Origin of the sequence: Streptomyces sp. NPDC090798 (genome assembly GCF_044768965.1) — a bacterium.
Lineage (GTDB): Bacteria > Actinomycetota > Actinomycetes > Streptomycetales > Streptomycetaceae > Streptomyces.
The window spans coordinates 49,600-75,328 of sequence record NZ_JBIVXA010000015.1 but is presented as its reverse complement, the minus strand read 5'-3'; the positions used below and the strand labels follow the sequence as shown (position 1 = coordinate 75,328).

At 71.2% G+C, this 25,729-nt stretch carries 23 protein-coding genes and 1 tRNA gene; 8 read left to right on the top strand and 16 right to left on the bottom strand.

Going from position 1 to position 25,729, the window contains the following annotated elements:
- Positions 1–3: 3 nt before the first annotated feature.
- From ACIQTP_RS29615 to ACIQTP_RS29605, 3 genes are all read left to right on the top strand, one after another.
- Positions 4–723, top strand: a complete 720-nt coding sequence (locus ACIQTP_RS29615; RefSeq protein WP_054236936.1) for an ABC transporter permease — start codon at positions 4–6, stop codon at positions 721–723.
- 131 nt (positions 724–854) lie between these two features.
- Positions 855–1,088 carry a hypothetical protein gene (locus ACIQTP_RS29610; RefSeq protein WP_403405317.1) on the top strand — a complete coding sequence of 78 codons (234 nt, stop codon included), beginning with the start codon at positions 855–857 and terminating at the stop codon, positions 1,086–1,088.
- Positions 1,089–1,370: 282 nt separating this feature from the next.
- Positions 1,371–1,455: transfer RNA gene (locus ACIQTP_RS29605), tRNA-Ser, on the top strand.
- A gap of 39 nt (positions 1,456–1,494) precedes the next feature.
- On the opposite strand, the gene ACIQTP_RS29600 is transcribed toward ACIQTP_RS29605, so the two are convergent.
- The 9 genes from ACIQTP_RS29600 to ACIQTP_RS29560 form a co-directional block, all read right to left on the bottom strand.
- Positions 1,495–2,385 (bottom strand): HAD family hydrolase, encoded by an 891-nt coding sequence (locus ACIQTP_RS29600; protein ID WP_403405314.1) that lies wholly within the window; start codon positions 2,383–2,385, stop codon positions 1,495–1,497.
- Complete coding sequence (gene serS / locus ACIQTP_RS29595) at positions 2,382–3,659, bottom strand: serine--tRNA ligase (RefSeq protein WP_402038878.1); 1,278 nt, start codon at positions 3,657–3,659, stop codon at positions 2,382–2,384. Before serS ends, ACIQTP_RS29600 begins: the two co-directional genes overlap by 4 nt.
- A 661-nt stretch (positions 3,660–4,320) precedes the next feature.
- Entirely contained in the window at positions 4,321–5,256 is a 936-nt protein-coding gene (gene pheA / locus ACIQTP_RS29590; RefSeq protein ID WP_403405311.1) for a prephenate dehydratase, read from the bottom strand.
- Between the two features lie 34 nt (positions 5,257–5,290).
- Complete coding sequence (gene efeB / locus ACIQTP_RS29585) at positions 5,291–6,589, bottom strand: iron uptake transporter deferrochelatase/peroxidase subunit (protein ID WP_403405308.1); 1,299 nt, start codon at positions 6,587–6,589, stop codon at positions 5,291–5,293.
- Positions 6,590–6,597: 8 nt separating this feature from the next.
- Complete coding sequence (locus ACIQTP_RS29580) at positions 6,598–8,814, bottom strand: copper resistance CopC/CopD family protein (protein ID WP_403405305.1); 2,217 nt, start codon at positions 8,812–8,814, stop codon at positions 6,598–6,600.
- A gap of 13 nt (positions 8,815–8,827) precedes the next feature.
- Positions 8,828–9,313: a copper chaperone PCu(A)C gene (locus ACIQTP_RS29575; RefSeq protein ID WP_403405302.1), complete on the bottom strand. Its 486-nt coding sequence runs from the start codon at positions 9,311–9,313 to the stop codon at positions 8,828–8,830.
- Positions 9,310–9,963 (bottom strand): SCO family protein, encoded by a 654-nt coding sequence (locus ACIQTP_RS29570; protein WP_403405299.1) that lies wholly within the window; start codon positions 9,961–9,963, stop codon positions 9,310–9,312. Before ACIQTP_RS29570 ends, ACIQTP_RS29575 begins: the two co-directional genes overlap by 4 nt.
- Before the next feature lie 106 nt (positions 9,964–10,069).
- On the bottom strand, positions 10,070–10,807 hold the full coding sequence (locus tag ACIQTP_RS29565; protein WP_403405296.1) for a YcnI family protein: 738 nt from the start codon (positions 10,805–10,807) through the stop codon (positions 10,070–10,072).
- A 152-nt stretch (positions 10,808–10,959) separates the two neighbouring features.
- Positions 10,960–11,781, bottom strand: a complete 822-nt coding sequence (locus ACIQTP_RS29560) for a hypothetical protein (protein ID WP_403405293.1) — start codon at positions 11,779–11,781, stop codon at positions 10,960–10,962.
- Positions 11,782–12,015: 234 nt separating this feature from the next.
- Between ACIQTP_RS29560 and ACIQTP_RS29555 the strand changes: the two genes are divergently transcribed.
- The 3 genes from ACIQTP_RS29555 (at position 12,016) to ACIQTP_RS29545 (ending at position 14,702) form a co-directional block, all read left to right on the top strand.
- Positions 12,016–12,471, top strand: a complete 456-nt coding sequence (locus tag ACIQTP_RS29555; protein ID WP_403405290.1) for an ATP-binding protein — start codon at positions 12,016–12,018, stop codon at positions 12,469–12,471.
- A 422-nt stretch (positions 12,472–12,893) separates the two neighbouring features.
- The gene (locus tag ACIQTP_RS29550; RefSeq protein ID WP_403405287.1) at positions 12,894–13,850 is read left to right on the top strand and encodes an intradiol ring-cleavage dioxygenase; all 957 of its coding nucleotides are present in this window, start codon (positions 12,894–12,896) and stop codon (positions 13,848–13,850) included.
- A 9-nt stretch (positions 13,851–13,859) separates the two neighbouring features.
- Complete coding sequence (locus tag ACIQTP_RS29545; RefSeq protein ID WP_403405285.1) at positions 13,860–14,702, top strand: triphosphoribosyl-dephospho-CoA synthase; 843 nt, start codon at positions 13,860–13,862, stop codon at positions 14,700–14,702.
- On the opposite strand, the gene ACIQTP_RS29540 is transcribed toward ACIQTP_RS29545, so the two are convergent.
- The 4 genes from ACIQTP_RS29540 to ACIQTP_RS29525 all read right to left on the bottom strand — a co-directional run bounded on the left by ACIQTP_RS29540 (position 14,674) and on the right by ACIQTP_RS29525 (position 20,833).
- Positions 14,674–16,002, bottom strand: coding sequence for an MFS transporter (locus ACIQTP_RS29540; RefSeq protein WP_403405282.1), 1,329 nt, complete (start codon positions 16,000–16,002; stop codon positions 14,674–14,676). The two genes, ACIQTP_RS29545 and ACIQTP_RS29540, sit on opposite strands and share 29 nt — an antisense overlap.
- Before the next feature lie 46 nt (positions 16,003–16,048).
- Positions 16,049–17,485 carry a PLP-dependent aminotransferase family protein gene (locus tag ACIQTP_RS29535; RefSeq protein WP_403405618.1) on the bottom strand — a complete coding sequence of 479 codons (1,437 nt, stop codon included), beginning with the start codon at positions 17,483–17,485 and terminating at the stop codon, positions 16,049–16,051.
- A gap of 105 nt (positions 17,486–17,590) precedes the next feature.
- The gene (locus ACIQTP_RS29530; RefSeq protein WP_403405615.1) at positions 17,591–19,057 is read right to left on the bottom strand and encodes an aminopeptidase P family protein; all 1,467 of its coding nucleotides are present in this window, start codon (positions 19,055–19,057) and stop codon (positions 17,591–17,593) included.
- A gap of 252 nt (positions 19,058–19,309) precedes the next feature.
- Positions 19,310–20,833: a PP2C family protein-serine/threonine phosphatase gene (locus ACIQTP_RS29525; protein ID WP_402039381.1), complete on the bottom strand. Its 1,524-nt coding sequence runs from the start codon at positions 20,831–20,833 to the stop codon at positions 19,310–19,312.
- Between the two features lie 481 nt (positions 20,834–21,314).
- Here ACIQTP_RS29525 and ACIQTP_RS29520 point away from each other — a divergent pair, with 481 nt between their 5' ends.
- Together ACIQTP_RS29520 and ACIQTP_RS29515 are read left to right on the top strand one after the other, a co-directional pair.
- Positions 21,315–21,980: a bifunctional DNA primase/polymerase gene (locus ACIQTP_RS29520; protein ID WP_075031436.1), complete on the top strand. Its 666-nt coding sequence runs from the start codon at positions 21,315–21,317 to the stop codon at positions 21,978–21,980.
- Between the two features lie 55 nt (positions 21,981–22,035).
- Positions 22,036–22,695 carry a hypothetical protein gene (locus ACIQTP_RS29515; RefSeq protein WP_403405279.1) on the top strand — a complete coding sequence of 220 codons (660 nt, stop codon included), beginning with the start codon at positions 22,036–22,038 and terminating at the stop codon, positions 22,693–22,695.
- Between the two features lie 263 nt (positions 22,696–22,958).
- On the opposite strand, the gene ACIQTP_RS29510 is transcribed toward ACIQTP_RS29515, so the two are convergent.
- The 3 genes from ACIQTP_RS29510 to ACIQTP_RS29500 all read right to left on the bottom strand — a co-directional run bounded on the left by ACIQTP_RS29510 (position 22,959) and on the right by ACIQTP_RS29500 (position 25,685).
- Positions 22,959–23,924: a DUF5926 family protein gene (locus ACIQTP_RS29510; protein WP_402038865.1), complete on the bottom strand. Its 966-nt coding sequence runs from the start codon at positions 23,922–23,924 to the stop codon at positions 22,959–22,961.
- 175 nt (positions 23,925–24,099) lie between these two features.
- Positions 24,100–24,738, bottom strand: a complete 639-nt coding sequence (locus ACIQTP_RS29505; RefSeq protein ID WP_403405276.1) for an ATP-binding protein — start codon at positions 24,736–24,738, stop codon at positions 24,100–24,102.
- A 137-nt stretch (positions 24,739–24,875) separates the two neighbouring features.
- Positions 24,876–25,685, bottom strand: a complete 810-nt coding sequence (locus ACIQTP_RS29500) for a glycerophosphodiester phosphodiesterase (protein ID WP_403405273.1) — start codon at positions 25,683–25,685, stop codon at positions 24,876–24,878.
- Positions 25,686–25,729 lie beyond the last annotated feature (44 nt).

Below are 25,729 nucleotides of genomic sequence, written 5' to 3'. Positions count from 1 at the left end.
AAGATGTACGACCCCACAGTCGCCCGGCTCACCTATCGAGCCCTGCTCGGCCGCCGCCGGGCCCTCATCCTCTGCGCGCTGCCCGTCCTGCTCATCGTGATCTCCGCGGCCGTACGCAGCTTCGCCGGAGCCGACGACCAGGTGGCATCGGACCTGCTCGGCGGGTTCGCGCTCGCCACCATGGTGCCGATCATCGGCGTCATCGCCGGCACCGGCGCGATCGGCCCCGAGATCGACGACGGCTCGGTGGTGTATCTGCTGGCCAAGCCCCTGAAGCGGCCGACGATCATCTTCACCAAGCTGATCGTCGCGATTGCCGTCACCATGGCGTTCTCCGCCCTGCCGACGTTCATCGCGGGCATGATCCTCAACGGCAACGGCCAGCAGGTCGCCGTCGCCTACACCGTGGCGGCGCTGGTCGCCTCGATCGCGTACGCCGCGCTGTTCCTGCTGCTCGGGACGGTCACCCGGCACGCGGTGGTCTTCGGGCTCGTCTACGCGCTGGTCTGGGAGGCCCTGTTCGGGTCGCTGGTGTCCGGCGCGCGCACGCTCAGCGTCCAGCAGTGGGCGCTCGCCGTGGGCCACAAGGTCACCGGCGGCGACCTCGTCACCTCGGACGTGGGCCTGCCCACCGCGACGGTGCTCCTGGTCGTGGTCACCGTGCTCGCCACCTGGTACGCCGGGCAGCGGCTGCGGTCGCTGACGCTGGCCGGCGAGGAGTGAGCCAGGGGTTCCACGCGCGTGTACCGGTTGTCGCCACGTACGCGCGCGTGGCGCCCCTTTTTTCTTGACAGTGGCTTCACCTCTGTCCCGGCACACTGGGCGGAGAGGATGCGCGGCTAGGAGGAACGGGGATGGCGGAACCGCAGGGCGAGGAACAGAGGGAGACCGAGGACGTCTGGGACGGCCTCGTACTGGACGAGGGCTTCATACGATCGGCGGAGACGACCGAGCCGTCCGCCCGTGCCCGTATGCTCGCCGCCCGCTGGCGCGAGGGGGGACCGGATCCGCAGCCCTGGCGCTCCGACGAGCCGCCCGCGGGGTGGTTCTTCAGCAAGGCACGTCGGCGCAGGTGGCGCCGCCGGTAACCCTCTTTCACCCGTTGGTACCCCCCTTGAGGGGCGGCTTTATTCAGTGGCGCCCAAGTCGGCGTACGGGCACAGTAGTTATGTCCACGCCGCCGCATCAAGCCGGCGCCACGTTCTGGGAGAGGAGCGCGACGATGCCCATGAGTAGCAGTCCGTCGAGCTCCCTACAGGGCAGCCCGCGGCAGGCTCCGGAGTAGTTACCCCTCCGTGGAGCCCGCCCGCACGGGGGGCTGCCCGGGGCGGCCGCTTCGAGCGCGCGTACGTCGCGCGGGCCGCCCACCCGGAGGATTGGCCGAGAGGTAAGGCACCGGCTTGCTAAGCCGTGGTCGGGGTCAACCCCGCGCGCGTTCGATCCGCGCATCCTCCGCGAGACGTTGTCACCGGGAACTGGCCGGGCTGGGGTGCCTCACCGGGCATCCGGCGCCGCGGGCTGTGCCCTCACCCGCTGACCCAGCAACCGCTCCAGCACCACCGCGATGCCGTCCTCCTCGTTCGAGGACGTCACCTCGTCCGCGACGGCCTTGAGCTCGTCGTGGGCGTTCGCCATGGCCACGCTGTGGGCCGCCCAGGCGAACATCGGGATGTCGTTGGGCATGTCACCGAAGGCGATCGTGTCCGCGGCCTTCACCCCGAGGCGGCGGGCGGCCAGGGACAGCCCCGTGGCCTTGGAGAGGCCGAGGGGGAGGAGTTCCACTATCCCCGCGCCCGCCATGGTGACGCCGACCAGGCCGCCCGCGACCTTGGCCGCCACCGCGGCCAGTTCGTCGTCGGAGAGCGTCGGGTGCTGCACGTACAGCTTGTTCAGGGGAGCCGACCAGAGGTCTGCCGCGTCCCTGATCGGGACGACCGGGAGCGGGCCGTCCTGCCTTCGGTAGCCGGGGCCGACCAGCACCTCGCCGTCGAGCCCGTCGCGGCTCGCGGCCAGCAGCGGCGGGCCGACCTCCGCCTCGATCTTGGCGAGTGCGAGCCCGGCCAGCTGCCGGTCCAGCGTCACCGAGGTGAGCAGCCGGTGCACCCCCGCGTCGTACAGCTGCGCGCCCTGGCCGCACACCGCGAGACCCTCGTAGCCGAGGTCGTCGAGGATGTGCCGGGTCCAGGGCACCGCGCGCCCGGTGACGACGATGTGCGCGGCGCCCGCCGCGGTCACCGCGGCGAGTGCCTCACGTGTGCGCTCCGAGACCGTCTCGTCGGAACGCAGCAGCGTGCCGTCGAGATCGGTCGCGACGAGCTTGTACGGGAACGATCCGCTCGGACCCGTGGATCCGGTCGGACCGGTCGACCCGGCGGCGGCGGTCACTTGGAGATCGGCTCCAGGACCTCTCGGCCGCCCAGGTACGGACGCAGCACCTCGGGCACTCGCACGGAGCCGTCGGCCAGCTGGTGGTTCTCCAGGATCGCCACGATCGTGCGCGGGACGGCGCACAGCGTGCCGTTCAGCGTGGCGAGCGGCTGGACCTTCTTGCCGTCGCGCATGCGCACGGACAGGCGGCGTGCCTGGAAGCCGTCACAGTTCGAGGCCGAGGTGAGCTCGCGGTACTTGCCCTGGGTCGGGATCCACGCCTCGCAGTCGAACTTGCGGGACGCGGAGGAACCGAGGTCGCCCGAGGCCACGTCGATGACCTGGAAGGGCAGCTCGAGGCCGGTCAGCCACTGCTTCTCCCAGTCCAGAAGTCGCCTGTGCTCGTTCTCCGCGTCCTCGGGGTCGACGTACGAGAACATCTCGACCTTGTCGAACTGGTGTACGCGGAAGATGCCGCGGGTGTCCTTGCCGTAGGTGCCGGCCTCGCGGCGGAAGCACGGCGAGAAGCCGGCGTAGCGCATGGGCAGCTGGTCGGCGTCGAGGATCTCGTCCATGTGGTAGGCCGCGAGGGGGACCTCGGAGGTGCCGACCAGGTAGTAGTCGTCCTTCTCCAGGTGGTACACGTTCTCCGCGGCCTGGCCGAGGAAGCCGGTGCCCTCCATGGCGCGCGGGCGGACCAGGGCCGGGGTCAGCATCGGGGTGAAGCCGGCCTCGGTGGCCTGCGCGATCGCCGCGTTGACGAGGGCGAGCTCCAGGAGCGCGCCGACACCCGTCAGGTAGTAGAAGCGCGAGCCGGAGACCTTGGCGCCCCGCTCGACGTCGATGGCGCCGAGCGCCTCGCCCAGCTCCAGGTGGTCCTTGGGCTCGAAGCCCTCGGCGCCGAAGTCGCGGATCGTGCCGTGCGTCTCCAGGACGACGAAGTCCTCCTCGCCGCCGACCGGGACGTCCGGGTGGACCAGGTTGCCGAGCTGGAGGAGCAGACGCTTGGTCTCCTCGTCCGCCTCGTGCTGTTCGGCGTCGGCGGTCTTGACGGCGGCGGCGAGCTCCCCGGCCTTCTTCAGCAGCTCGGCCTTCTCGTCGCCGGATGCCTTGGGGATCAGCTTGCCGAGCGCCTTCTGCTCGGATCGGAGCTCGTCGAAGCGGACGCCGGACGACCTGCGCCGCTCGTCGGCAGAGAGGAGGGAGTCGACGAGGGCGACGTCCTCTCCACGGGCGCGCTGGGAGGCGCGAACACGGTCGGGGTCCTCACGGAGCAGGCGAAGGTCAATCACCCCTCAAGGCTACCGGTGCGCGCTTCCGGCCATCGACCCGATATTCCGCTCCGTCACTTCTGTGACGTCATGAGTGAAATGCCGGACCGGTATTTCTTGATCGCCAATGATCGCCGATGAGTGTCGGTTCGCGTCAATAAAAGGGACGCTACTCCCTGAAACGGGGCAGACGGTAGTCAGTGGGTTGACCGGATTCCCTTGTGCTGGGCGGGACTTGAGGAGGGTTGTCCACAGGGATCCACGCCTCCGGAGAGTTATCCACAGGCTGTGCGGAAGATCTGTGGACTTCGGAGGTGATCGTTCCGAAAGCCGCATGCCGGACGAAGAATTCCCGGGTCAAACCATCCGTACACCCACGTTCGAGTGGAAATGCTTCGCTCCAAAGGATTGATCAAGGGAAAAGAGTGGACGAGGGGTGACGTGCGGGGCTGTGGACGAACTTGGGCCCTGTAGGCCGATTTGTCGACGATGTAGCGCTTCGTTGTCGACTTGTCCCCAGGTCGAGAAGCACACCTGTGGATAACATCTGTGGATGACGAAAATCGGCAGGTAGGACTGGTGGAAGGCGGAGGAGGACAGTGGAAAAGTCCGTGCCGACGAGCCACCGACGCGGGAACACGAGCAGGCCGGGATCTGGCCTGGGTCCGGCCTGGAGACCGGCCTAGAACCGTCCGTCCTGGCAGCGCGCCAGCCAGTCCGACGCCGCCGAGAACGCACTGTCCGACGTCCCGGGCCGCAGCGGCCGTACGTCCTCCAGGGCGACCCCGGCCCGCGGATAGGACCCGAGGAAGCGCACCTGGGGGGTGATCCGCTTGAGGCCCATCAGCGCCTCGCCCACACGGCGGTCGGTGATGTGGCCCTCGGCGTCCACGGAGAAGCAGTAGTTGCCGATGCCTTGGCCGGTCGGCCGTGATTCGATCCGCATCAGGTTGACGCCGCGCACGGCGAACTCCTGGAGCAGTTCGAGCAGCGCACCCGGGTGGTCGTCGCCGAGCCAGATGACCACGGACGTCTTGTCGGCGCCGGTCGGGGCCGCGGGCCGGGCCGGACGGCCGACCAGCACGAAGCGGGTCTCGGCGTTCGCCGCGTCGTGGATCTCGGTGACCAGCGGCTCGAGCCCGTAGGTCGCCGCCGCGAACTCGCCCGCGAAGGCCGCGTCGTACCGGCCCTCCTGGACCAGGCGGGCGCCGTCCGCGTTGGAGGCCGCCGACTCCCACACGGTGTTCGGCAGGTGGGCGCCGAGCCAGTTGCGTACCTGCGGCTGGGCGACCGGGTGGCCGGTGACCGTCTTGATGTCCTTCAGGGCCGTGCCGGGCCTCACCAGCAGGGCGAAGGCGATCGGCAGGACGACCTCACGGTAGATCATCAGCGGCTCGCCCTTGGCGAGCTCGTCGAGGGTGGCGGTGACACCGCCCTCGACCGAGTTCTCGATCGGGACGAGTGCGCCCGCGGCTTCGCTCGCGCGCACCGCGTCGAGCGCGGCCGGCACGGACACCATGGGTACCAGCTCCCGTGTCGCGGCTTCCGGGAGCGTGCGGAGGGCGGCCTCGGTGAACGTTCCCTCGGGGCCGAGATAGGTGTAGCGCGTCGCCGACATACCCGTCACCCTAATGGGCCCCGTCCCGCACGGATCACCCTTCCAGCAGCCGCTGACCCACGTACTCCCCCTCCGCCGCCCCGCCCGGCACCGCGAACAGCCCGCTCGCCTCGTGGCGGATGAACGTCGACATGGCGTCGCCGCGGTCGAGCTTGCGCTGCACCGGGACGAAGCCGCGCAGCGGATCCGCCTGCCAGCAGACGAAGAGCAGGCCCGCGTCGGGCACCCCGTCCGTGTCGAAGCCGTCGTGGAAGGAGAACGGGCGGCGCAACATGGCGGCGCCGCCGTTCTGGTCGGGCCGGGTGATCCGGGCGTGCGCGTTGAGGGGGACGACCAGGTTGCCGTCGGCGTCGGTCTTGTCGAGGTTCATCGCGGTCGTCTCGGTGCCACCGGTCAGCGGTGCCCCGGTGGACTTCTTCCGCCCGATGACGTCCTCCTGGGCCTTGAGCGACAGCTTCTCCCAGTCGTCGAGGAGCATCCGGATCCGGCGTACGACGGCGTACGAGCCGTTCGCCATCCACGCTGGGTCGCCGACGGCCGGCACGAAGATGCGCCGGTCGAAGTCGGACTCGGACGGCTTCGGATTGCGGGTGCCGTCGATCTGGCCCATCAGGTTGCGGGCCGTCATCGGCTGGGCCGTGGCGCCGGGCGAACGGTTGAAGCCGTTCATCTGCCAGCGCACCCGGGCCGCGCTGCCCGCGTCCTTCTGGAGCGTGCGCAGGGCATGGAAGGCGACCAGAGCGTCGTCGGCGCCGATCTGCACCCACAGGTCGCCGTTGCTGCGTGTCTTGTCGAGGTGATCGGAGGAGAAGTCGGGCAGTGGGTCGAGGGCGACCGGGCGCTGCTTCTCCAGGCCCGTCCGCGCGAAGAAGCTGTTTCCGAAGCCGAAGGTGACCGTCAGGGAGGACGGTCCGGCGTCACGGGCGACGTCCGTGTCGTCCTGCGTGGCCGCCTCGCCCGCCATCAGCCGCTGGGCCGTCGTCGACCAGCGGCGCAGCAGTGCGGCGGCCTCCTTGCGGCCCGCGCCCGCGGCCAGGTCGAATGCGACCAGGTGGCCTCGGGCCTGGAGCGCGGTGGTGATGCCGGGCTGATGTTTCCCGTGAAACATCACCGTGTTCGCGCCGAGCGAGGTCAGGGGCGCGGTCTTGCCGGCGGCGGGCGCTGCCGCGTACCCGGCGGCACCTCCGGCCGCGCCCAGGGCGAGACCGGTGGCACCGGCGGTGCCGAGCAGCCGGCGCCGGGAAAAGACCCCGCCAGAAGAGGGCTGCTGGGAAACGGCCTCTCCTGGAGGGTTCTTTTCCGTGGTGGCTTCCGGAGTGGGCTGGTCAGCCATGGTGAGGTTCAGCCGATCTTCGCGTTCTTGGTGACGGTCGTCTGGTCGATGTCGGAGGTGCGCACGGTCACCGCGATCTCCCATTCGCCCGCCATGGGGATCTGCACTCCGATCGCCGACCAGTGGCCGGTGGCGATGCGGTCGGGGGTCACGGGCAGCGGGCCGATCTTCTTGGCCTCCAGGGTGAAGGCGACCTTCACCTCGGGGACGTCGAAGGCCTTGCCGTTCGGCCGTTCGACGAAGACGTGCATCTCGTTGCCGCCGACGCGGGCCGGGTCGAGGGTGACCTCCGCGGTGCCCTTGCCGTCCTGGCCGCCCGTGTCGAACGGGAGCTTCAGGGAGAGCGGCCCGGACCGCTGTGAGGAGGACGTGGTGGCCTGCTGGGCCGCCTCCTCCGTGCGCCCCGGCTCGGTGGACGTCAGCACGGTCGTCACGGCCAGCAGGACGACGGCGACGCCCGCCTCGGCGAGCACCGAGCGGCGCAGGCCGGCCCGGGCCGGGTCGGCGTCGCGGAGGCGCTTCTGACGCGTGGTGGCCACGGCGGCCTGTTGCCGGGCGAGTTGAGCGGCGCGCCGGGAGTCCCCGGAGGTCGAGCCCCCGGAGCTCGAGCCCCCGGAATCCGAGTCCCCGGAGTTCGAGTCCCCGGAGTTCGAGTCCCTGGAATTCGCGGGCACCTTCGTCGGCTGCTTGGTCCGCCGTCCGGCGAGAGCCGTCGCTCCGGCTGTCGCCCCGACTGTGGCCCCGGCTTTCGCTCCGCCCTTCGCCCCGCCCTTCGCCCCGCCCTTCGCCAGGACCTTCGCCCGCGGCGCCTCGGAGAGCTGCGCCGTCCACCGCCGCGAGATCCACCCGATGCCGACGAGGACGGCCACCAGGCCGATCTTGATGAGCAGCAACTGCCCGTACCACGTTCCGGTCAGCGCGGACCAGGAGCCGACCTGGCGCCAGGACTGGTAGATCCCGGTCGCGGCCAGCACGGTCACGCTGCCGAACGCGACGCGTGAGAACCGCCGTACGGCCACCGCGTCGATCTGTGTCTCGGCGGGCGCCCGGAACAGCGCCACGAGCAGCGTCGACAGACCGCCCAGCCAGACGGCGACCGCCAGCAGGTGCAGCACGTCGACGGGCATCGCGAGGCCCGCCTGGATACCGGTGGAGGCGTGCTCGGCCATCGCCCAGCTCGCCGCCAGGCCCGCCGCGACGACGACGCCGCCGATCGCGAGCCCGAAGGTGAGGTCCTTCTTCTCGGCATCGGCATCGACGCGGCCCTCGTCGGACGCGCTGACCTTGCCGGACGCATCGCCCTTGCCGGAGCCGCCGGAGCCGCCGGAGCCGCCGGAGCCGCCGGAGCCGCCGGAGCCGCCGGAGCCGCCGGTCACGTCGGCCTCATCCGACGCGTAGGCCTCGTCCCGCCGCGCGTACGCCCCGAAGAGCACCGCGATGAACAGCGCGCCCGCGGCGAGCAGCAGCAGCCGCGAGACCAGTGCCGCGCCCGCCTTGGTCTGCAGCACCTGCCCGAGCAGTGTCAGGTCGAAGATGTCGCCGACCTTGCCGGAGCCGACGTAGGAACCGCGCAGGAGCAGCAGCGCGAGGGTGGCGCCGGTCAGCGTGAGCCACCCGGAGACCACGAGCCGTTGCACCGGACGGACCCCGGCGCCGCGCTGCCAGCAGGCCAGTACGAAGGCCGCGCCACCCACCAGAAGGATGAATCCGGCGTACGAGACATAACGCCCGAACCCGTAGAGCGCGCCGACGACTCCGCCGCCCACGGCCGGGTCGGAGAGTGCGACGGAGGTCTGCGAGGGCGCGCCGATGGAGAAGGTGAACGCGCCCGAGACGGGGTGGCTGTCCGCCGACACCACCTGGTAGGTGACGGTGAACGTGCCGTCGGGCAGCCCCGAGTGGAGCTTCATGCCGTAGGTGGTGCCGCCCAGGTCGGCCGCTTTGCCGGTGTCGACGCGCTTGCCTCTGGGGTCGAGCACGCGCACCGAGTCGTCGGACATCGCGACCTTCTCGGAGAACGTCAGCGAGATCTGGGCGGGTGCCTGGCTGACCACCGCTCCCTGCTGGGGGTCGCTGCCGGTGAGCGCGGCGTGCGCGGAGGCGGGCGTGGCGCCGGCCAGGACCGCGCCGATCACGGCGAGGAGCAGCAACAGCGGTGCCCGTACCCGAAAGGCGACCCCTCCAGTGGTGGTGGCAGCCGCACGGGGAGCGATGGTCTGTGTCACGGTGATCCCTCCCTCAGTGCCCGGTCTTCGGGTTGTACGTCGCGGACTTCACCGGCATGGAGACCTTCACCGCGCCCGCCTTGGTGAAGTGCAGCGTCACCGACACCTTCTCGCCCTCCAGGGGCTTGTGGGTGAGCTTTTCGAACATGACGTGGTTGCCGCCGCTCGCGAAGTCGAGTGACCCGTCGGCGGGCACGGCGAACGACTTCTGCTCCTCCATCGCGCCGCCCTTGGTGGAGTGCAGCGTGATGTCGGAGGCGAGGTCGCTGGTGACGGAGGTCAGGGTGTCGGCGCCGCCGGAGTTGGTGACGGTGAAGAAACCGGCCGCCATGGTGTCCATGACGGGGGCGGGCATGTAGGCGCCGGTGATCTTCAGCTCGGGCTTGCCCGCGTTGTCCGCGGAGGAGTCGTGGGAGCCGCAGCCCGCCAGCGCCAGCACCGTGGCCGTCAGCGCCGCACATCCCGCGAGACGCCTCGAAGGGGCTCCGGGCCGGCTCACGGATTCTCTCCCTTGATGAGCTTGGGGAGGTCCTTGATGTAGTCGTCGACGGTGGCGTTGTCGCTGTAGACCACATAGCCCCCGTCGGTCTTCGGCGAGAACGCGATGACCTGGGTGCCGTGCACGGAGACGAGCTTGCCGTTCTTGTTCTTCGCCGTCGGCTCGATGGAGATGCCCAGGGTGCGGGCGCCCGCCTGGATGGTGGGGAAGTCGCCGGTGAGGCCGACGAAGGCGGGGTCGATCCCCTTGAGCCACTTGCCGAGCGCCGCGGGGGTGTCGCGGGCCGGGTCGGTGGTGACGAACACGACCTTGAGCTTGTCCTGTTCGGCCTTGGGCAGCTGCTTCTTGGCGACGGCGAGGTTGCTCATCGTCGTCGGGCAGACGTCGGGGCAGTGGGTGTAGCCGAAGTAGATCAGCGTCGGGACGCCCTTGGTCTCGGCCCGGAAGTCGTACTTCTTGCCGTTCGTGTCGGTGAGGACCAGATCGGGCTTCTCGAACGCCTTGTCGAGGACCGTGGCTGCCTTGCCCGTGTCGGCCTCGGCGGACACGTCGGCGATCGGCTTGTTGCTGTCGTCGCCGCTGCCGCAGGCGGAAAGGGTCAGTGCGGCGGCGGCGAACAGGGCGGCCACGGCATACGTCTTCTTGCGCATAGAAAAATGTCCCAGATGTGAGGGCTCCGGTGTGCACCGGGGTCGTACGACCTCTTTGACGAGGGCGTACGACCTACCGGTGCACAAAGGAGAGGTGCGGTGGGCCTCAGGCCTCGGTGCGCCGACGGCCGGCCAGAACGCCGTACGCCACGCCCGCCGCGCCGACGACGATGCCGACGACACCGAGGACGCGCGCGGTGGTGTCACTGCTGTCCGTGGAGGAGGCGGAGGTGGACGAGGCGGGGGCCGCCGTGGAGGTGTCGGAGGCGTCCTTGGCGGTCCCGGAGGACCCATGGTGTCCGTCCGCGGACGCGTCGGAGAGCGTGAGCACCGGAGCCGGGTTCTCGGGCTCCTCCTGGCCCTCCTGCTGCGGCTCGATCCAGCGCACGACCTCCTTGTTGTCGTACGTCTGGATCGCCTTGAAGACGAGCTCGTCGGTGTCCTCGGGAAGCGCGCCGACGGAGAGCGGGAACTTCTGGAAGAAGCCCGGCTCGATGCCCTTGCCGGTGGCGGTCCAGGTGACCTTGGTGACGGCCTCGGAGATCTTCTCGCCGTGCATCGTGAGCGGCTTGGCCAGCTTGCTCTTGGTGACCTTCACGGACCAGCCGTCGAGGGGCTGCGGCATGACGGAGGCGAGCGGGTGGTCGGTCGGGAAGTTCACCTCGACCTTGTTGGTCGAGGCGTCGTCGCGCTCGTTGGGGACCTTGAAGTCGACGACGGCGTAACCGCCCTTGGCGGCCTCGCCCTCCGGCTGCACGCTGACGTGCGCGAAGGCGGGGGCGGAGACGGCGAGAACGGCCGAGACGGCGACGGCACCGGCGGCGGCGATACGGGAAGCCTTCATGGAAGAGAGCACTCCACTTTCAGTCCGATGAGAAGAGAAGAGGGGTGCGCGTGCGAAAGGTGCGATGGGCCCCTGGAGGTTTTTCGCGTGCACGCGCCCGTGCCGCACGACGGCATCCCCTTCGGATCGGTCCGGTGGAGTGGCGCGTCGTGTCAGGCGGCGAGGACGAGAGCGGTGGAGTGGGGCGGTCCGCGGCGGACGACGCTGTGCTGGAGCTCGGCGGTACGGGGCTTGGGCGGCGTCACAGGGGCGGTGCGCCGGCCGCGCGGTGCCGCGTCGGGCGTACCCGGAAGCCCGGCCCGCAGGGCGCGTACGAGCGCGAGCGCCCCGCGCAGGGACCGTACGAGCGCCCCTTCCGCGACCCCGTGCGCGGACAGCCGTATCAGCCGCAGCAGCGCCAGATCACCATGGCGCAGCACCCAACCGGCGGCGACGGCCGCGAGGACGTGGCCGAGCAGCATCGGCAGGGACGGCCACACGGACATCGAGGCCCCTGTGGCGGCCGACATCGCGTCCGCGGAGTGGGGCATGGGCATGGACATGGACGGAGTCGTGCCCGTGTCGAGCCGTGCGTCGGCGAGGATCTTCATGGCCTGAGCCGGGCTGATCGCCGCCGCGGTCGTGCCGCACACGAGGCGTGCGGCACGTTCCACGAGTGAGGTGTCGGCCATCGACATGGAGCCCGAGCCCGCCGTAGCGGTCCCGGCGAGCCCGAAGAGCGTGTGCAGGGCGGTCTGACCGCCCGCGAGCAGCGCGGCGATGCCCGGCAGCGAACGCTCCCGTCCCGCCAGCGCGGCGGCGACGGCGAAGACCGCGAGGAATCCGGCGCCGAGCGTCCACAGCGGGACGGTGGCACAGGAGGCGAGCCCATGACCGGCCGCGGCCAGCACGACACAGACCGCGGCGAACACCGCGGCCCGCAGAATCCGGAGCCCGTGTCCGGAGCGCGCCCTGCGCTGGTGGGGGGCAGTCATGGCGGGCCCATCATCGCACTGGAGTCACCCGCTTCCTGAGGCAGGTCCGCAAGATGAGGGTCCGCGAGCCCTGGTCCGGAAGATCACGATCTGGGCCGAACCACCCGCACATACACCGATCGTTGTCGCGTGCGCATCCGCCATATGGGCGGCATCACGTCCTGCAGGCGATTGCGCACAGGCGGTTGCGGCAATACGTAACGGTATGTCGAGCCGCGGCCGGGAGGCTGGAGCATGAGCATCTGGTGGTCACTCCATTTGCGGCGTGAGGCTGCGAGCGTTCCGCTCGCCAGACGTCTGCTGCTCGGCACGATGGAGACGGCGGGCGTCGATCCGGACGTCTCGTACGACCTCTCCGTGGCCCTCAGCGAGGCCTGCGCCAACGCCGTGGAGCACGGCGGCGACGCCGCTCCCGGTACCGCGTCCGAGGCCTATCGGGTCACCGCCTACCTCGACGGCGAGAAGTGCCGCATCGAGGTCTCCGACTCCGGCCCGGGTTTCGCCCCGGGCCGTGCGCGTCCCACGCTCCGCCCGGTCCGCAGCGACGCCGAGCACGGCCGGGGGCTGTGCCTGATCCGGGAACTCGCCGATCACGTCCAGATCGGCAACGAGCCGGGGCGGGGCGGCGCGGTGGTCAGTTTCGACAAGATCCTCAAGTGGAAGAAGGACGCGCCCCTGATGGCTGTTTAGCGTCCGGGCAGGGACGGATCGCCAAGGCGGTCTCGCCCAGCGGGAGTTCGGTCCTGACCTCGAAGCCTCCCCCGGGACGGGGCCCGGCCAGGAGGCGGCCGCCCACGGACTGGGCGCCTTCGGGCATGGTGCTGACGGTGACGTTGAGACCGGCGCACCGGAAGGAGGCGGTCAGGCCGGCCAGGCGGGCGCGTCCGGGAGCGGTCGGCGCGGGCGGGTCCGGGAGCGGTCGGCGCGGGCGGGGCCGGGAGCGGTCGGCGAGGACATGCCCGCGGTGTCCTCGTGCCGCAGCAGGCCGACGACGGCCTTTCGTGCTCCCTGGAGAGGGCGATTTTCCGTCGACTTCAGCTTTCTCAGAATTCTTACCCTCCTCACAGTTCCACCCCATGCCCCTGACGGCTGCCCTACCTAGCTTTCCGATCATGACGAGAAGCCACAAGGACACTTCGGTCACCCGGCGCCGCGCGCTCGCGGTGACGGGCGGCACGGTCGCCGCGGGCGGGCTCGCGGTCGCGGGCTACCAATCGGCGTTCGCCGACGGGACGACCACCGCCGCCGACGCCGAGGCGACGGCCTCGGCGACGTCCACCAGCAGCGGCCAGTGCGTGCTGATGTCCAGCGTCACGCAGGGGCCGTACTACCTCGACGGTGCTCTGGTGCGCAAGGACATCACCGAGGGCAAGGGTGGCGTCCCGTTGACGCTGCGCGTCACGGTGCGGGACACCACCGACTCCTGCGGCCCGGTCGCGGGCGCGGCCGTGGAGATCTGGCACTGCGACGCCTGGGGCTACTACTCCGGCTACACCACCGCCAACCCCGGCGGCTCCGCGCCCGCCGAGAGCGAGGACGGCTCGACCGCCGACGACCAGACGTACCTGCGCGGTTACCAGGTCGCCGACGCCAACGGGGTCGTCAAGTTCGAGACGATCTTCCCCGGCTGGTACACGCCCCGCACCACGCACATCCACGTCAAGGTGCACACCGGCGGCGAGAAGGCGGACGGCACCTACGAGGGCGGCAAGGTCAACTTCACCGGCCAGCTCTTCTTCGACGACGACATCGCCGCCGAGGTCCAGGCCCTGGAGCCGTACTCCAAGCACACCGGCAGCTACACCAAGCTCACCGACGACATGGTCTACGACGGCGGCGGCACCTCCAGCGGGCTGCTCACCCTGAAACCGGTCCACAAGAAGGACCCGTCCAAGGGCTTCAAGGGGTCCATCGTCCTGGGCATCGACCCCGACGCCGAGAACACCGGTGCGGGCAGCGGTGGCGGTGGTATGCCCCCGAGCGGCGCCCCGAGCGGCGCCCCGACCGGCACGCCGCCGAGCGACGCCCCGAGCGACAGTGCCAGTCCGTCCGCCTCGGCGTCCTCGTAGGGCTCGCGCATGAGCAGCCGCGAGGACGAGACGCTGGCGCGGGCCGCCGTGGCCGCGCTGACAGGGCAACTGGAGCTCACCCCCAAGCCCGGCCTGCCCGATCCGCGCGACCTCGGCGCCCGGGCGACCGGCCGGGACCTGTGTTCCCTGCGCTGGTCGGCCAAGGCGCTGACGCCCGGCCTCACGGCCATGGCGGCCGCCGCCCGCCGCATCGGCCGGCCCACGCCCGAACTCCGCACGGAACTGGGCGCGATCGGCCGGTCCACCGAACACTCGGTGACGCTGGCGGGCGGTGGCCATCGCGGGGCGCTGTGGGTCCTGGGCTTCCTGGTCGCGGCGGCGGCCCTGGACCCGGGGGCCAAGGGTTCCGAGGTCGCCGCCACCGCAAAGCGGATCGCGGCGCACCCCGACCGGCGGGCGCCGCGGCGGCCCTCCCGAGGGTCGTCCGTGTCCGCGAAGTACGGCGCGGCCGGGGCGCGGGGCGAGGCGCGCGCCGGATTCCCGCACGTACGGCGGGCGTGGGACGCGCTCGCCGCCTCGCGCTCCGCCGGCGCGTCCGAGTCGTACGCCCGGCTCGACGCCCTCCTCACCGTCATATCCACCCTCCAGGACACCGAGTTGCTGTACACGGCGGGCCCGCACGGGCTCCGGCACGTCCAGGCGGGTGCCCGGGGCGTGCTGGAGGCGGGCGGTACGGCGACGGAGGCCGGCCGCGCGGCCCTGGCCGCCTTCGACGACGACCTCCACACGCGCGCGTGGAGCCCCCGTGGCACGGGGGGACTGCTCGCGGGCGCCCTGTTCGTGGACTCGCTTCCGGTGGTGGTCAGTTCACGGGTACGGGTTGCTGCCTGACCCGGTCCTGGTTCTGGTTCTGGTCTTGATTCCGGTCCCGGTCCTGGTTCCGGTCCCGGTCCTGGTTCCGGCGGTGGGCTGTCACCTCGCGCGTGGCGGCCCACCGCACCGCCGGTCCCATCCCGTACGACGCCCCCAGCATCAGTCCCCCCAGCAGCAGCCATCCCGGCGTGCCCCAGCCCACCAGCAGCGCGGTCAGGACCAGCGGGCCCGCGGTGCGCGCCACCGTGACGCCCGTGCCGAAGAAGCCCTGGTACTCGCCCATGCGGTCGGCCGGGGCGAGGTCGAAGCCCACCTGCCAGGAACCCGCCGACTGCTGCATCTCGGCGACGACCTGGAGCAGCGCGCCCGCCACCAGGACCCCGGCCGCGACCCACGGCGAGGCACCGGCCGACAGCGCGAAGACCGCGCAGGACACCAGCATCACCAGCCCGGAACGGCGTATCACGCGCGTGGCCGACACGAGGCCCGTCACACCGCGTGCCATCCGCACCTGGAAGACCATCACCGCACCGGTGTTGAGCACGAACAGCGCGGAGACCAGCCAGGCGGGCGCCTGGGTGCGCTCGGTGATCCACAGCGGGATGCCCAGACTGAGCAGCGGCATCCGCAGCAGCAGCACGGTGTTGAGGAACGTGACGAGCACGTACGGGCGGTCGCGCAGGACACCGGTCCCGTGTTCGCGCCGTACGGTCACTGGTGGCACGGACGGCAGCCTCAGCAGCACTCCCGCGCAGAGCAGGAAGCTCACCGCGTCCAGCGCGAAAACCCCGAGATACGCCTCCCGTGTTCCGGCGTGCAGTGCGAGCCCGCCGAGGCCCGCCCCCACCGCCAGTCCGGCGTTGAGGGTCGACTGAAGATGGGCGAGCAGCCAGGTCCGCTCCCCGGCCGGTATCAGCCCGGCGAGCAGCGCCTGCCGGGCCGCCCCGAGCCCCGACTGCGCGGAGGCGTAGGCGCAGGCCGCGAGGACGAAGGGCAGGAAGCCGCGGACGACCAGGAAGGACGCCACCGCCGCTCCGGTCGCAAGGGCCAGCAGTACCGCCGTGCCACGCGGCCCGCGCCGGTCGGCGAGCCGCCCCAGCGGTACGCCCACGAGAGAGCCGATCGCCCAGGCGACGGTCAGCCCGAGCCCCACGCGCGCGGGGGCCAGCCCCACGACGTGGGTGAAGTACAGAGCGGAGGTCACGTAATAGGCGCCGTCCCCCACGGAGTTGGCCAGCTGGGCGAGGGCCAGGACGCGTTGCGGTCCCGCGGGCGGGACGAGGCGGCTCGACTGCGCGGATGCTGCCGGATTCGTCATGGCTTCGACGCTACGGACCCGGTGGACCCGTCAACAGGCCCAATCCTCACGCATTTTTGCGACCCAATTGGCTCCTGCTCGACGCCCCCTGGCTTCCGCCCGACGCCCCCTGGCGCCCGTCCAGCACCCGCCCCAACGCCTCCAGCGCTTCCGGATAGATCCGCTCCCGGGGAGTCCCGTAGCCCACGACCAGGCCCTGCGGCCGCCCCTCGCCGCGCTCGTGCCAGTGCTCGCCGAGATGCCCGACCGCGAGCCCCTCCTCCTCCGCCCGCGCCAGCACCTCCGCCTCGTCCGCCACGTCCACCAGTGCGTGCAGGCCGGCCGCGATACCGCGTACGCTCCTGCGCGCCCCCAGCCGGTCGAGCAGCTGGTCCCGGCGCCGCCGGTACCGCAGGCGGCAGGCGCGCACATGACGGTCGTACGCGTGGCTGGTGATCATCTCGGCCAGCGCCAACTGGCCGATGGACTCGGTGTGATGGTCGCTGTGCAGCTTCACGTCGGCCACCGCGTCGACCAGGTGCGGCGGCAGCACCATCCAGCCGAGCCGCAGCGCGGGCCCGAGTGTCTTGGACGCCGTACCCAGGTAGGCGACCTGCCCCGGTGCCATGCCCTGGAGGGCGCCGACGGGTTGCCGGTCGTAGCGGAACTCACCGTCGTAGTCGTCCTCCACGATCAGCCCGCCCCGCGCGCGTGCCCAGTCGGTGAGCGCCCGCCGCCGCTCGGGGTGCAGGGTCACCCCGGTCGGGTACTGATGGGCGGGCGTGACGACGACCGCGTCCGCCTGCGAGGAAGCCAACTCCCCGGCGCGGGCGCCTCGTTCGTCCACCCTCAGCGGCACCACCGTGCCCCCGCCCCGCCGCACCACGTCCCGGTGGAACGGCAGCCCGGGGTCCTCCATCGCGACCACCCCGCCGTCCAGCACACGCGTGAGGAGCGCGAGCCCCTGCACGTACCCCGAGGTGATCACGATCCGCTCGGGCGGCGCGATCACGCCCCGGGCCCGTCCCAGGTAGCCCGAGAGCGCCGTCCGCAGTTCGATCCGGCCGCGCGGGTCCCCGTAGTCGTACGCCAGGGAGGGCGCCGTCGCGATCGCGCGGCGCAGCGCCCGCAGCCACGCCGCCGCCGGGAACGTACCGACGTCCGGGCTGCCGGGCCGCAGATCGAAACGGGGCGCACGCGCGCGGGGAGCCCCGACGGCCTCCGACACGGCGTCCGCGGGAAGCACCGCGACCTCGGTGCCCGAGCCCTGCCGGGCCGTCAGATACCCCTCGGCGACCAGTTGGTCGTACGCCCCCTTGGCCGTCCCGCGCGAGATGCCGAGTTCGGCCGCGAGCCGTCGGGTCGGGGGCAACCGTGTGCCCGGAGCGAGTCGTCCGTCGCGCACCGCGTCCCGTAGAGCCCGTTCGAGCCCGGTCCTGCGCCCCGCGGCCACGTCCGGCTCCAGATGCAGATCCACCCCGACACCGGACCAGAAGTCGTCCACCACACCGTTGTTCACGAAAAGCCGTTCCCCCTAGACAGACCAATGGCCGGGCACCTCACAGGTACCCGGCCATCAGTGTCGTATCAGCCTCAGACAGTCGCTGTGTCAGCTCTTCAGCGCCGCCATCCACGACTCGACCTCGTCGGCGCGGCGCGGGAGCCCCGCCGAGAGGTTCCGGTTGCCGTCCTCGGTCACCAGGATGTCGTCCTCGATGCGCACGCCGATGCCCCGGTACTCCTCGGGGACGGTCAGGTCGTCCGCCTGGAAGTAGAGGCCCGGCTCGACGGTCAGGCACATGCCCGGCTCCAGCGTGCTGTCCACGTACGTCTCGGTCCGCGCGGCGGCGCAGTCGTGGACGTCCATGCCGAGCATGTGGCCGGTGCCGTGCAGGGTCCAGCGGCGCTGCAGACCTAGCTCCAGGACGCGCTCGACCGGGCCCTCGACCAGACCCCACTCGACGAGCTTCTCGGCCAGCACGCGCTGCGCGGCGTCGTGGAAGTCGCGGTACTTGGCACCGGGCTGCACCGCCGCGATACCGGCCTCCTGGGCCTCGTACACGGCGTCGTAGATCTTCTTCTGGATCTCGCTGTAGCGGCCGTTGACCGGCAGCGTGCGCGTGACGTCGGCGGTGTAGAGCGTGTGTGTCTCCACGCCCGCGTCGAGCAGCAGCAGGTCTCCGGAGCGCACGGGCCCGTCGTTGCGCACCCAGTGCAGCGTGCAGGCGTGCGGGCCGGCGGCGCAGATCGAGCCGTAGCCGATGTCGTTGCCCTCGACCCGGGCGCGCAGGAAGAACGTGCCCTCGATGTAGCGCTCGCTGGTCGCCTCGGCCTTGTCCAGGACCTTCACGACGTCCTCGAAGCCGCGCACCGTCGAGTCGACGGCCTTCTGCAGCTCGCCGGCCTCGAAGTCGTCCTTGATCAGCCGTGCCTCGGAGAGGAAGACCCGCAGCTCCTCGTCGCGCTCGGCGGTGACCTTGTCGGTCAGGGCCGCCTCGATGCCGGCGTCGTAGCCGCGCACGACGCGGACCGGGCCGGTGGCCTCGCGCAGCTGGTCGGCCAGCTCGCGCACGTCGGAGGCGGGGATGCCGTACAGCTGTTCGGCCTCGGTGAGGGAGTGGCGGCGGCCGACCCACAGCTCGCCCTGCCCGGACAGCCAGAACTCGCCGTTCTCGCGGTCGGAGCGCGGCAGCAGGTAGATCGTCGCCTTGTGGCTGCCGGTCCCGTCCGGGGAGACGGCGGGCTCCAGGACCAGGACGCCGTCCTCGGTCAGGTTGCCGGTGAGGTACGCGTACTCGACCGAGGCGCGGAAGGCGTAGTCCGTGTCGTTCGAGCGCGTCTTCAGGTTGCCCGCCGGGATCACCAGGCGCTCGCCCGGGAAGCGCGCGGAGAGCGCGGCGCGGCGGGCGGCGGTGTACTCGGCCTGCGCGATCGGGGTGAGGCCGCGCAGCTCGGTGTCGGCCCATCCGGACTTCATGTTCTCGGCGAGCTCGTCGGACACGCCCGGATACAGGCCGTTCTTGCGCTGCTTGATCGGCTCTTCTTCGCCCGCTTCGTCAGCGGCATCGTCGAGCACGGCTTCCGGGGTCTCCGGGTTGAGCGCCTCCGATCCCGCTTCGTCAGCGGCATCGTCGAGCACGGCTTCCGGGGTCTCCGGGTTGAGCGCCTCCGACACGGTCTGCCTCCTAGATACGACTGTGGACCTTCCCCCCAGCTCTCCGCTGTGCTCGAGCAGGGGGACACCCATCATCGTACGGTCGTACGGGAGCGGGCCCAGGGCCGGAAGTCCCGTTACGCGCGGAGCTCAGCAACGCGCGGCCCGAGGACCTCACTCGAAGCGCGCCGCCAGGAGTACGACGTCCTCCGCGCTGTCCGCCTCGTCCAGCCCGTCCGGCAGCACGGACCGCAGAACATGGTCGGCGAGCGCGCCGGGGTCCTCACGCAGCGTCCTGGGGACGCTGGCGGCCGCCGCGTGCAGCCGGGCGAAGGCGCGGTCCATGGGGTCGCCGGTGCGGTGCAGCAGGCCGTCGGTGTAGAGCAGCACAGTCTCGCCGGGCTCGGCCGTCAGTTCGACGCTGGGCGCCTCCCAGCAGGCGAGCATGCCCAGGGGCGCGGACAGGGAGGTCTCCACGAACTCGGTGCGCCGCGCGCCGATCACCAGGGGCGGGCTGTGTCCGGCACCGGCGAGCGTGACCTTGCGCAGGGCGGGCTCGCAGTACGCGAAGAGGGCGGTCGCGGAGCGGGCGGGCTCGGTCAGGCGCAGCAGCAGCTCGAGGTCGGACAGGACGGCGACGGGGTCCTCGCCCTCCATCACGGCGTACGCCCGCAGGGAGGCCCTCAGCCGGCCCATGGCGGCGACCGCGCTGGGCCCGGCCCCGGTGACGGAGCCCACGGCGAGGCCGAGTGCGGCGTCGGGCAGCGGCAGCGCGTCGTACCAGTCGCCGCCGCCGCGCGGGCCCGTGCGGTGCCGGGCGGCGAGCTGGACACCGGAGACCCGGGGCAGCCGCGGCGGAAGCAGCTCCTGGGAGATCGTCTTCATGCACGCGCGCGTGCGGTCCAGTTCCAGCAGCCGTGCCAGGTGTTCGGTCGCGTAGCGGGCGTAGAGGCCGACGAGGTGGCGCTGGCGCTCCACCGGTTCGGCGGGTTCGTCGTAGAGCCATACGGCGGCGCCCAGCCGGCCCGCCGCCTTGGTGGACAGCGGCAGCGCGTAGCTCGCGGCGTAGCCGAGCCGGGCGGCCACCTCGCGGTGGCGGGGGTCGAGCCCGTCCTCGGAGAGCAGGTCCGGCTGGGAGATCTCGCCCTCGCCGCCGGGCAGTCCGTCCAGGATCCTGCCGTACGACATGGCGCTGCGCGGGACGGTCTCGATGTGGCCGAGGTCGGCGCGGGCGAGGCCCAGGCCGATGGTGGTGTCGGGGCCGAGTCCGTCGCGCGGTTCCATGACGACGAGACCGCGCCGGGCACCCACGAGGGCGGCTCCGGCGCGCAGCAGCTCCTGCAGCGCGTCGTTCAGTGTCGCGGTGCGCACCAGGCGCTCGGTGAGTTCGTGGAGGGTGGTGAGGTCGGACACCCAGCCGGCGAGCCGATCTTGGAGAACGGCTCCGGGGCCGGTGGACGAGGTGGCCGAAGAGGAGCCCGTTGCGGAACCCGTGACGGAGGTTGTCGGCGCGACAGTGTGTGCGGGCGCGGGAACCGTTGAATCGATTCCGGCCACTTTCGGAACGTGAGGGGCGTTCATGGCGTCCGGCTTTCCGACCGGTGCGTATTGCTCGATAGCATCGCAAACCCCCATGTCGTTCTGCGCCGCTAGCAGTGTCTCCACATGTACACGCACTCGTGAGGGGATGTCCAGCATTGTCCTGCTGGGATTCCTGGTGTCCATGAGACCCTCGGTAACCCTTGCGGGAAAGCAAAGTTGGCTTAAAACTGACTCGGGTAACGGGTTATTGAGGTCGACTGGCCTCGTTCGACGGAGCGTCACAGCGGTCGTGATGGGTACGTACTCGGTGAAGGCCAGGGGTGGTTGGGATCCGCCCGGAACCTGGCGACGGACCCGGGCGTCTTAACCACCGACGACCGTGCCCCATCCTCCCGTGGCGGAGGCGGCAAGAAACAGCGGGACGGCAAAACGCCAGGCGCCGCCACCCCACGCCATGCCCATGCTTCAGACAGACGCAGTATGGACGCGGACGCAGCCAATGCTCGGCCCAGATGGGTTCCCCTTGCCCTACGCGAGGGTGTGATGCGCCAGCAGGTACGCACAGTGAAGTGATCGACACATGGTGTGATGTGATCCACGGTGTTGCCAGGCGTGCAACGGAAAGGAACGAGCGCTCATGCGCGAGATCCTCGGAAGGCGACGCAGGCTCCTGTCCAGGCGGAACAACGGCAGGCCTGAGATGCTCAGCGCGGCCCTGACCTTCGCGACCGATTGGCAGTGGCCCGTACTCCCGGGTGTGGCACCGGACCCGCAGGGGCGTGCCCGCTGCGGGTGCCCGGACCCGGAGTGCACGGTGCCCGGTGCTCACCCCTTCGACCCCGGCCTCCTCGCGGCCACCACCGACGAGCGCATGGTGCGCTGGTGGTGGACCAACCGCCCGTCCGCACCCATCGTGCTGGCCACCGGGGGCAGGGCCCCCTGCGCGGTGAGCCTGCCCGCCCTCGCGGCGGCCCGCGCACTCGACGCGCTCGACCGCACGGGCATGCGCCTCGGCCCGGTCGTCGCGGCGCCCACGCGCTGGGCGATCCTCGTCGCGCCCTACTCCATGGAGCAGCTCGGCGAGCTCCTCTACGCCAAGGACTTCGTGCCGGGGTCCCTGCGCTTCCACGGCGAGGGCGGCTACATCGCGCTGCCCCCGTCCGAGACCGGCCAGGGCCAGATCCGCTGGGAGCGCGCACCACTGCCCGGCTCGGCCGCGCCCTGGGTGCCCGATGTGGAGGCCGTGGTGGACGCGGTGGTGGAGGCGCTCACTCGTACGGGTGTGAGCGCGCCCGAGTTGTAGGGTGCCCGGCGCGCGGTGAGCCGCGCGCCCACCCGCGCTCGTTATGTTCCGCACTATGCAGCGTCATTCCGGGGGACACAGGGCCCCATCGTCTCTACGTGCCGGGCCGGACCCCCAAAGGGTTCGCCTGGTGGCGCTGGCGGGCCTCGTGGTGTTCACGGTCGCCCTGCCACTGACCGTGGCCTCCGCAGGACCCGTCGGTGACGGGAGCTCCGAGGCCGTACGCGCGTCCCGGAGGATCGACGACAAGGCAACGGCCGCCCCCGCCGCGCCCCGTTCCGCTTCCGCGACCCCTCCCGCTTCCGCCCCCGTGCCCCGGCTTCTGGGACTCGGCCGGGCCACCGCCGCCCGCTGCGGCCCCGAGCTCTCCTCCCCCGACGGCATCGAGGCGCAGACCTGCGTCATGACCCAGGGGGAGGACACCTGGGCGCGCACCTACTACCGCAACGCGACCGGCGATGAGCTGAGCTCCGCACTGAGCCTCATGGGCCCCGGCGGCCGCACCGTGCAGATGAACTGCGTGGTGGGCGCCGAGGACGACCCGGGGGTGTGCGAGACGCCCAGAGGGCGTACGGCGGGGGGTGTGGGGGCGTACACGGCGGTCGCGGAGTTCGCGAGGAGCGCCGGGAGCGGGCCGATGCTGCTGCGGTCGGGAAGCGAGGCGGAGAGCGCCGCGGGGAGCGACTCCGAGAGCACCTCGGAAAGCGGACCGTAGAGCGCCTCAGGGAGCAACTCGGCCCCGTAGCAAGGCGGTTGACGCCGCGGGAAATTCCGGACATGGAAAGACCCGGTTGCTGGCGACGGGGGATGCACCAGCAACCGGGCTACTCGAACGGTAACAAGAGATCGGCGGTTCGCAAATTCGATCTCGGCTATTCGGACACGGATTTACCTGTCACCGCCGGGAGTTGTGACAGGAGTCACCCGTTTCGCGAAGCACCGACCAGCTGACCGGTCGGTCAGTGTCCCAGCTGTGTGTCAGCTGAGCGTGACCTGTCGGTTCGTGAGGCCGCCGCGTGCCCGCCGCTCGTCCACGGTGAGCGGTGCGTCCGAGGCCAGGGCGGTCGCGAGGCGCTCGGCGAACTCGGCCGCCGGCTTTTCCACATCGTCGGCCGTGACGCCCGTCGGCAGGTCCCAGACCGGCACTGTGAGCCCGTGCGCACGGAAGGAACCGACCAGCCGGGTGCCCTCGCCGAGGCTCGAGCGACCGGCCGCGTGCAGCCGCGCGAGCGCGTCCAGAAGCTGCTCCTCGGGGTACGGCATCACCCAGCGCAGGTGGTTCTTGTCGGGGGTCTCGCACCAGTAGGCCGCGTCCACGCCGGAGAGCTTCACGGTCGGGATCGCCGCCGCGTTGGCCCGCTCCAGGGAGGCGGTGACCTCCGGCGTCGAGTGCTCCGCGTCCGGGACCCAGAACTCGAAGCCCGAGTGCACAACTGGCTCGAACGCGCCTTCGGGGTCGAGCAGTTCCTGCAGTCGCGGCCCGTCGGCCGGGGCGCGGCGGCCCTGGATCGGGGTGCCGGGCTGCGCCGTGAGCGCGCGCTGGAGGGTGTCGGCGAGGTCGCGGCTGATGTCGCCGGACGCCGTGTCGTTCTGCAGGCCGATCAGGACGGAGCCGTCGTCGCGGCGCAGCGCGGGCCAGGCCATGGGCAGGACGGTGGCGAGCGTCACCGAGGGAACCCCCTCGGGCAGGCTCTCCTTGAGCTTCAGCTCGACCGTCGCGGCGGGCACCAGCTCGCGCAGGGCGACCCAGTCGCCCTCGCTCGGCAGGCCCTCGAAGGGGCGCTGGACCAGCTCCGTCACCGCGTGTGCGGCCGCCCGGCCGTGGCAGGCCTTGTAGCGGCGGCCGCTGCCGCAGGGGCAGGGCTCGCGAGCGCCGACCACCGGGATCTCCCCGTCCTTGAGCTGAGGCTGCTTGGCCTTCGTCTGGGGTCGCTTCTTGGCCATCGTGGGTGTCTCCCGATCACGGCTCGTCTCGTACTGGCGCGAGCCTAGCCGCTCGTACGTCGGCCGACGGGACCCTGTGGACAACGCACCGAGTCGTCCCGGAACAGAGCCTTCCGTCCGGGGTGCCCTCCCCGACCCGTCCTGCTGTGCGCGGTGGTCGGTGGGTGCGCGGTCGTCAGTCCAGGTCGTTGAAGGCGTCCGCGAAGTCCAGGCCGGGCAGCCCCGCCACACCCGGTGACGCGACGCGCGTAGCGAAATCTTCCCGCCGGCGTGCGGCGGCTGTGTCCGTCACGTCGTCCTGGACGATGACCCACACGGTGACCTCTCCGTGAGTGTCGTCCCGTACACCCCAGTCCTTGGCCAGCGCCGTGATGATGTTCAGCCCGCGGCCGCCGTGTGCGGTGACCGAGGGCGTGGCGGGAACCGGGCGGGTCGGACCACCGCCGTCCGTCACCTCGACGGTGAGCCTCCCGGACGCGTCCACGCGCCACGCGGCCCGGACGTCGCCGTCCCCGGCCAGGGCGTCGCCGAGGGGCCTGCCGTGCCGGCACGCATTGCTCAAAAGTTCGGAAAGGATCAGTACGGCGTCGTCGATGACCGATTCCGTCACTCCACCGATGCGTAGCTGGTCGCGCATCCGATGTCTTGCTTTCCCCACGCCCGCAGGGCCATGGGGAACGGCCATGCTCGACGACGTGGGCACCTCCTGTGCCACCACCAACGCCACCCCCGAGACCTCCTTTGCCCCACGCCACGGAGTGGATGCCCCTTGGGACTGGACCGGAAACCGGCCAACCCACGTCTGCTGACGCACTCGTAACGATCGAATACGGAACGAACGCGCCGGTGCACTCCCTGTAACCGTGTGGCTGGATTTCGACGCTGATTGACGTGGTCAGACGGTCGTTGGCGGCACTTCGGGCGGTGGTTTCCGGACGGTGAGCCGCGAGGTCAGCGGCCGAGTTGATGCAGCACCGCGCGAGGGCGGTTGGTGATGATGGCGTCGATGCCCAGTTCAACGCAGAGATCTACGTCCTCGGGTTCGTTCACCGTCCAGACGTGGACCTGATGACCGGCTCTTTTCAGCCGTTCGATGTATCCGGGGTGACTGCGTACGATCCGCATCGAGGGGCCCGCGATCCGGACACCGGCCGGCAGCCGTCCGTCACGCAGCCGGGGTGAGATGAACTGCAGAAGATAGACCGTCGGCAGCATCGGGGACGCGGACCGGACGCGGTGCAGGGAGCGCGCCGAGAAGCTCATGACGCGCACCGGAGAGGTGGCGGCGCTCGCCGGCGCGTCCAGACCGAAGCGCTTCAGGAGCAGCAGCAGCCGGTCCTCGACCTGGCCCGCCCAGCGCGTGGGGTGCTTGGTCTCGATGGCCAGCTCCACGCGGCGGCCCGCGTCGGCGACGAGTTCGAGCAGTCGCTCCAGGGTGAGGACGGAGGTGTCCTGCGGGTCCCCGGGGCCGTACTCCCAGTCGGGGGACTCGTCGCGGTTCTTCCAGGAGCCGAAGTCCAGGGCGGCGAGCTCGGCGAGCTCCAGGGCGGAGACGGCTCCGCGGCCGTTGGACGTACGGTTGACGCGGCGGTCGTGCACACAGACGAGATGTCCGTCCGCGGTCAGCCGTACATCGCACTCGAGGGCGTCCGCACCGTCCTCGATCGCCTTCTTGTACGCGGCCAGGGTGTGCTCGGGAGCCTCTTCGGAGGCTCCGCGGTGGGCGACGACCTGAATCGGGTGCTGTCGTGCGTGGGTCACCGCGTCATGGTGCCACCGTCACAGGGCCGACGTGGGGGTCGAGA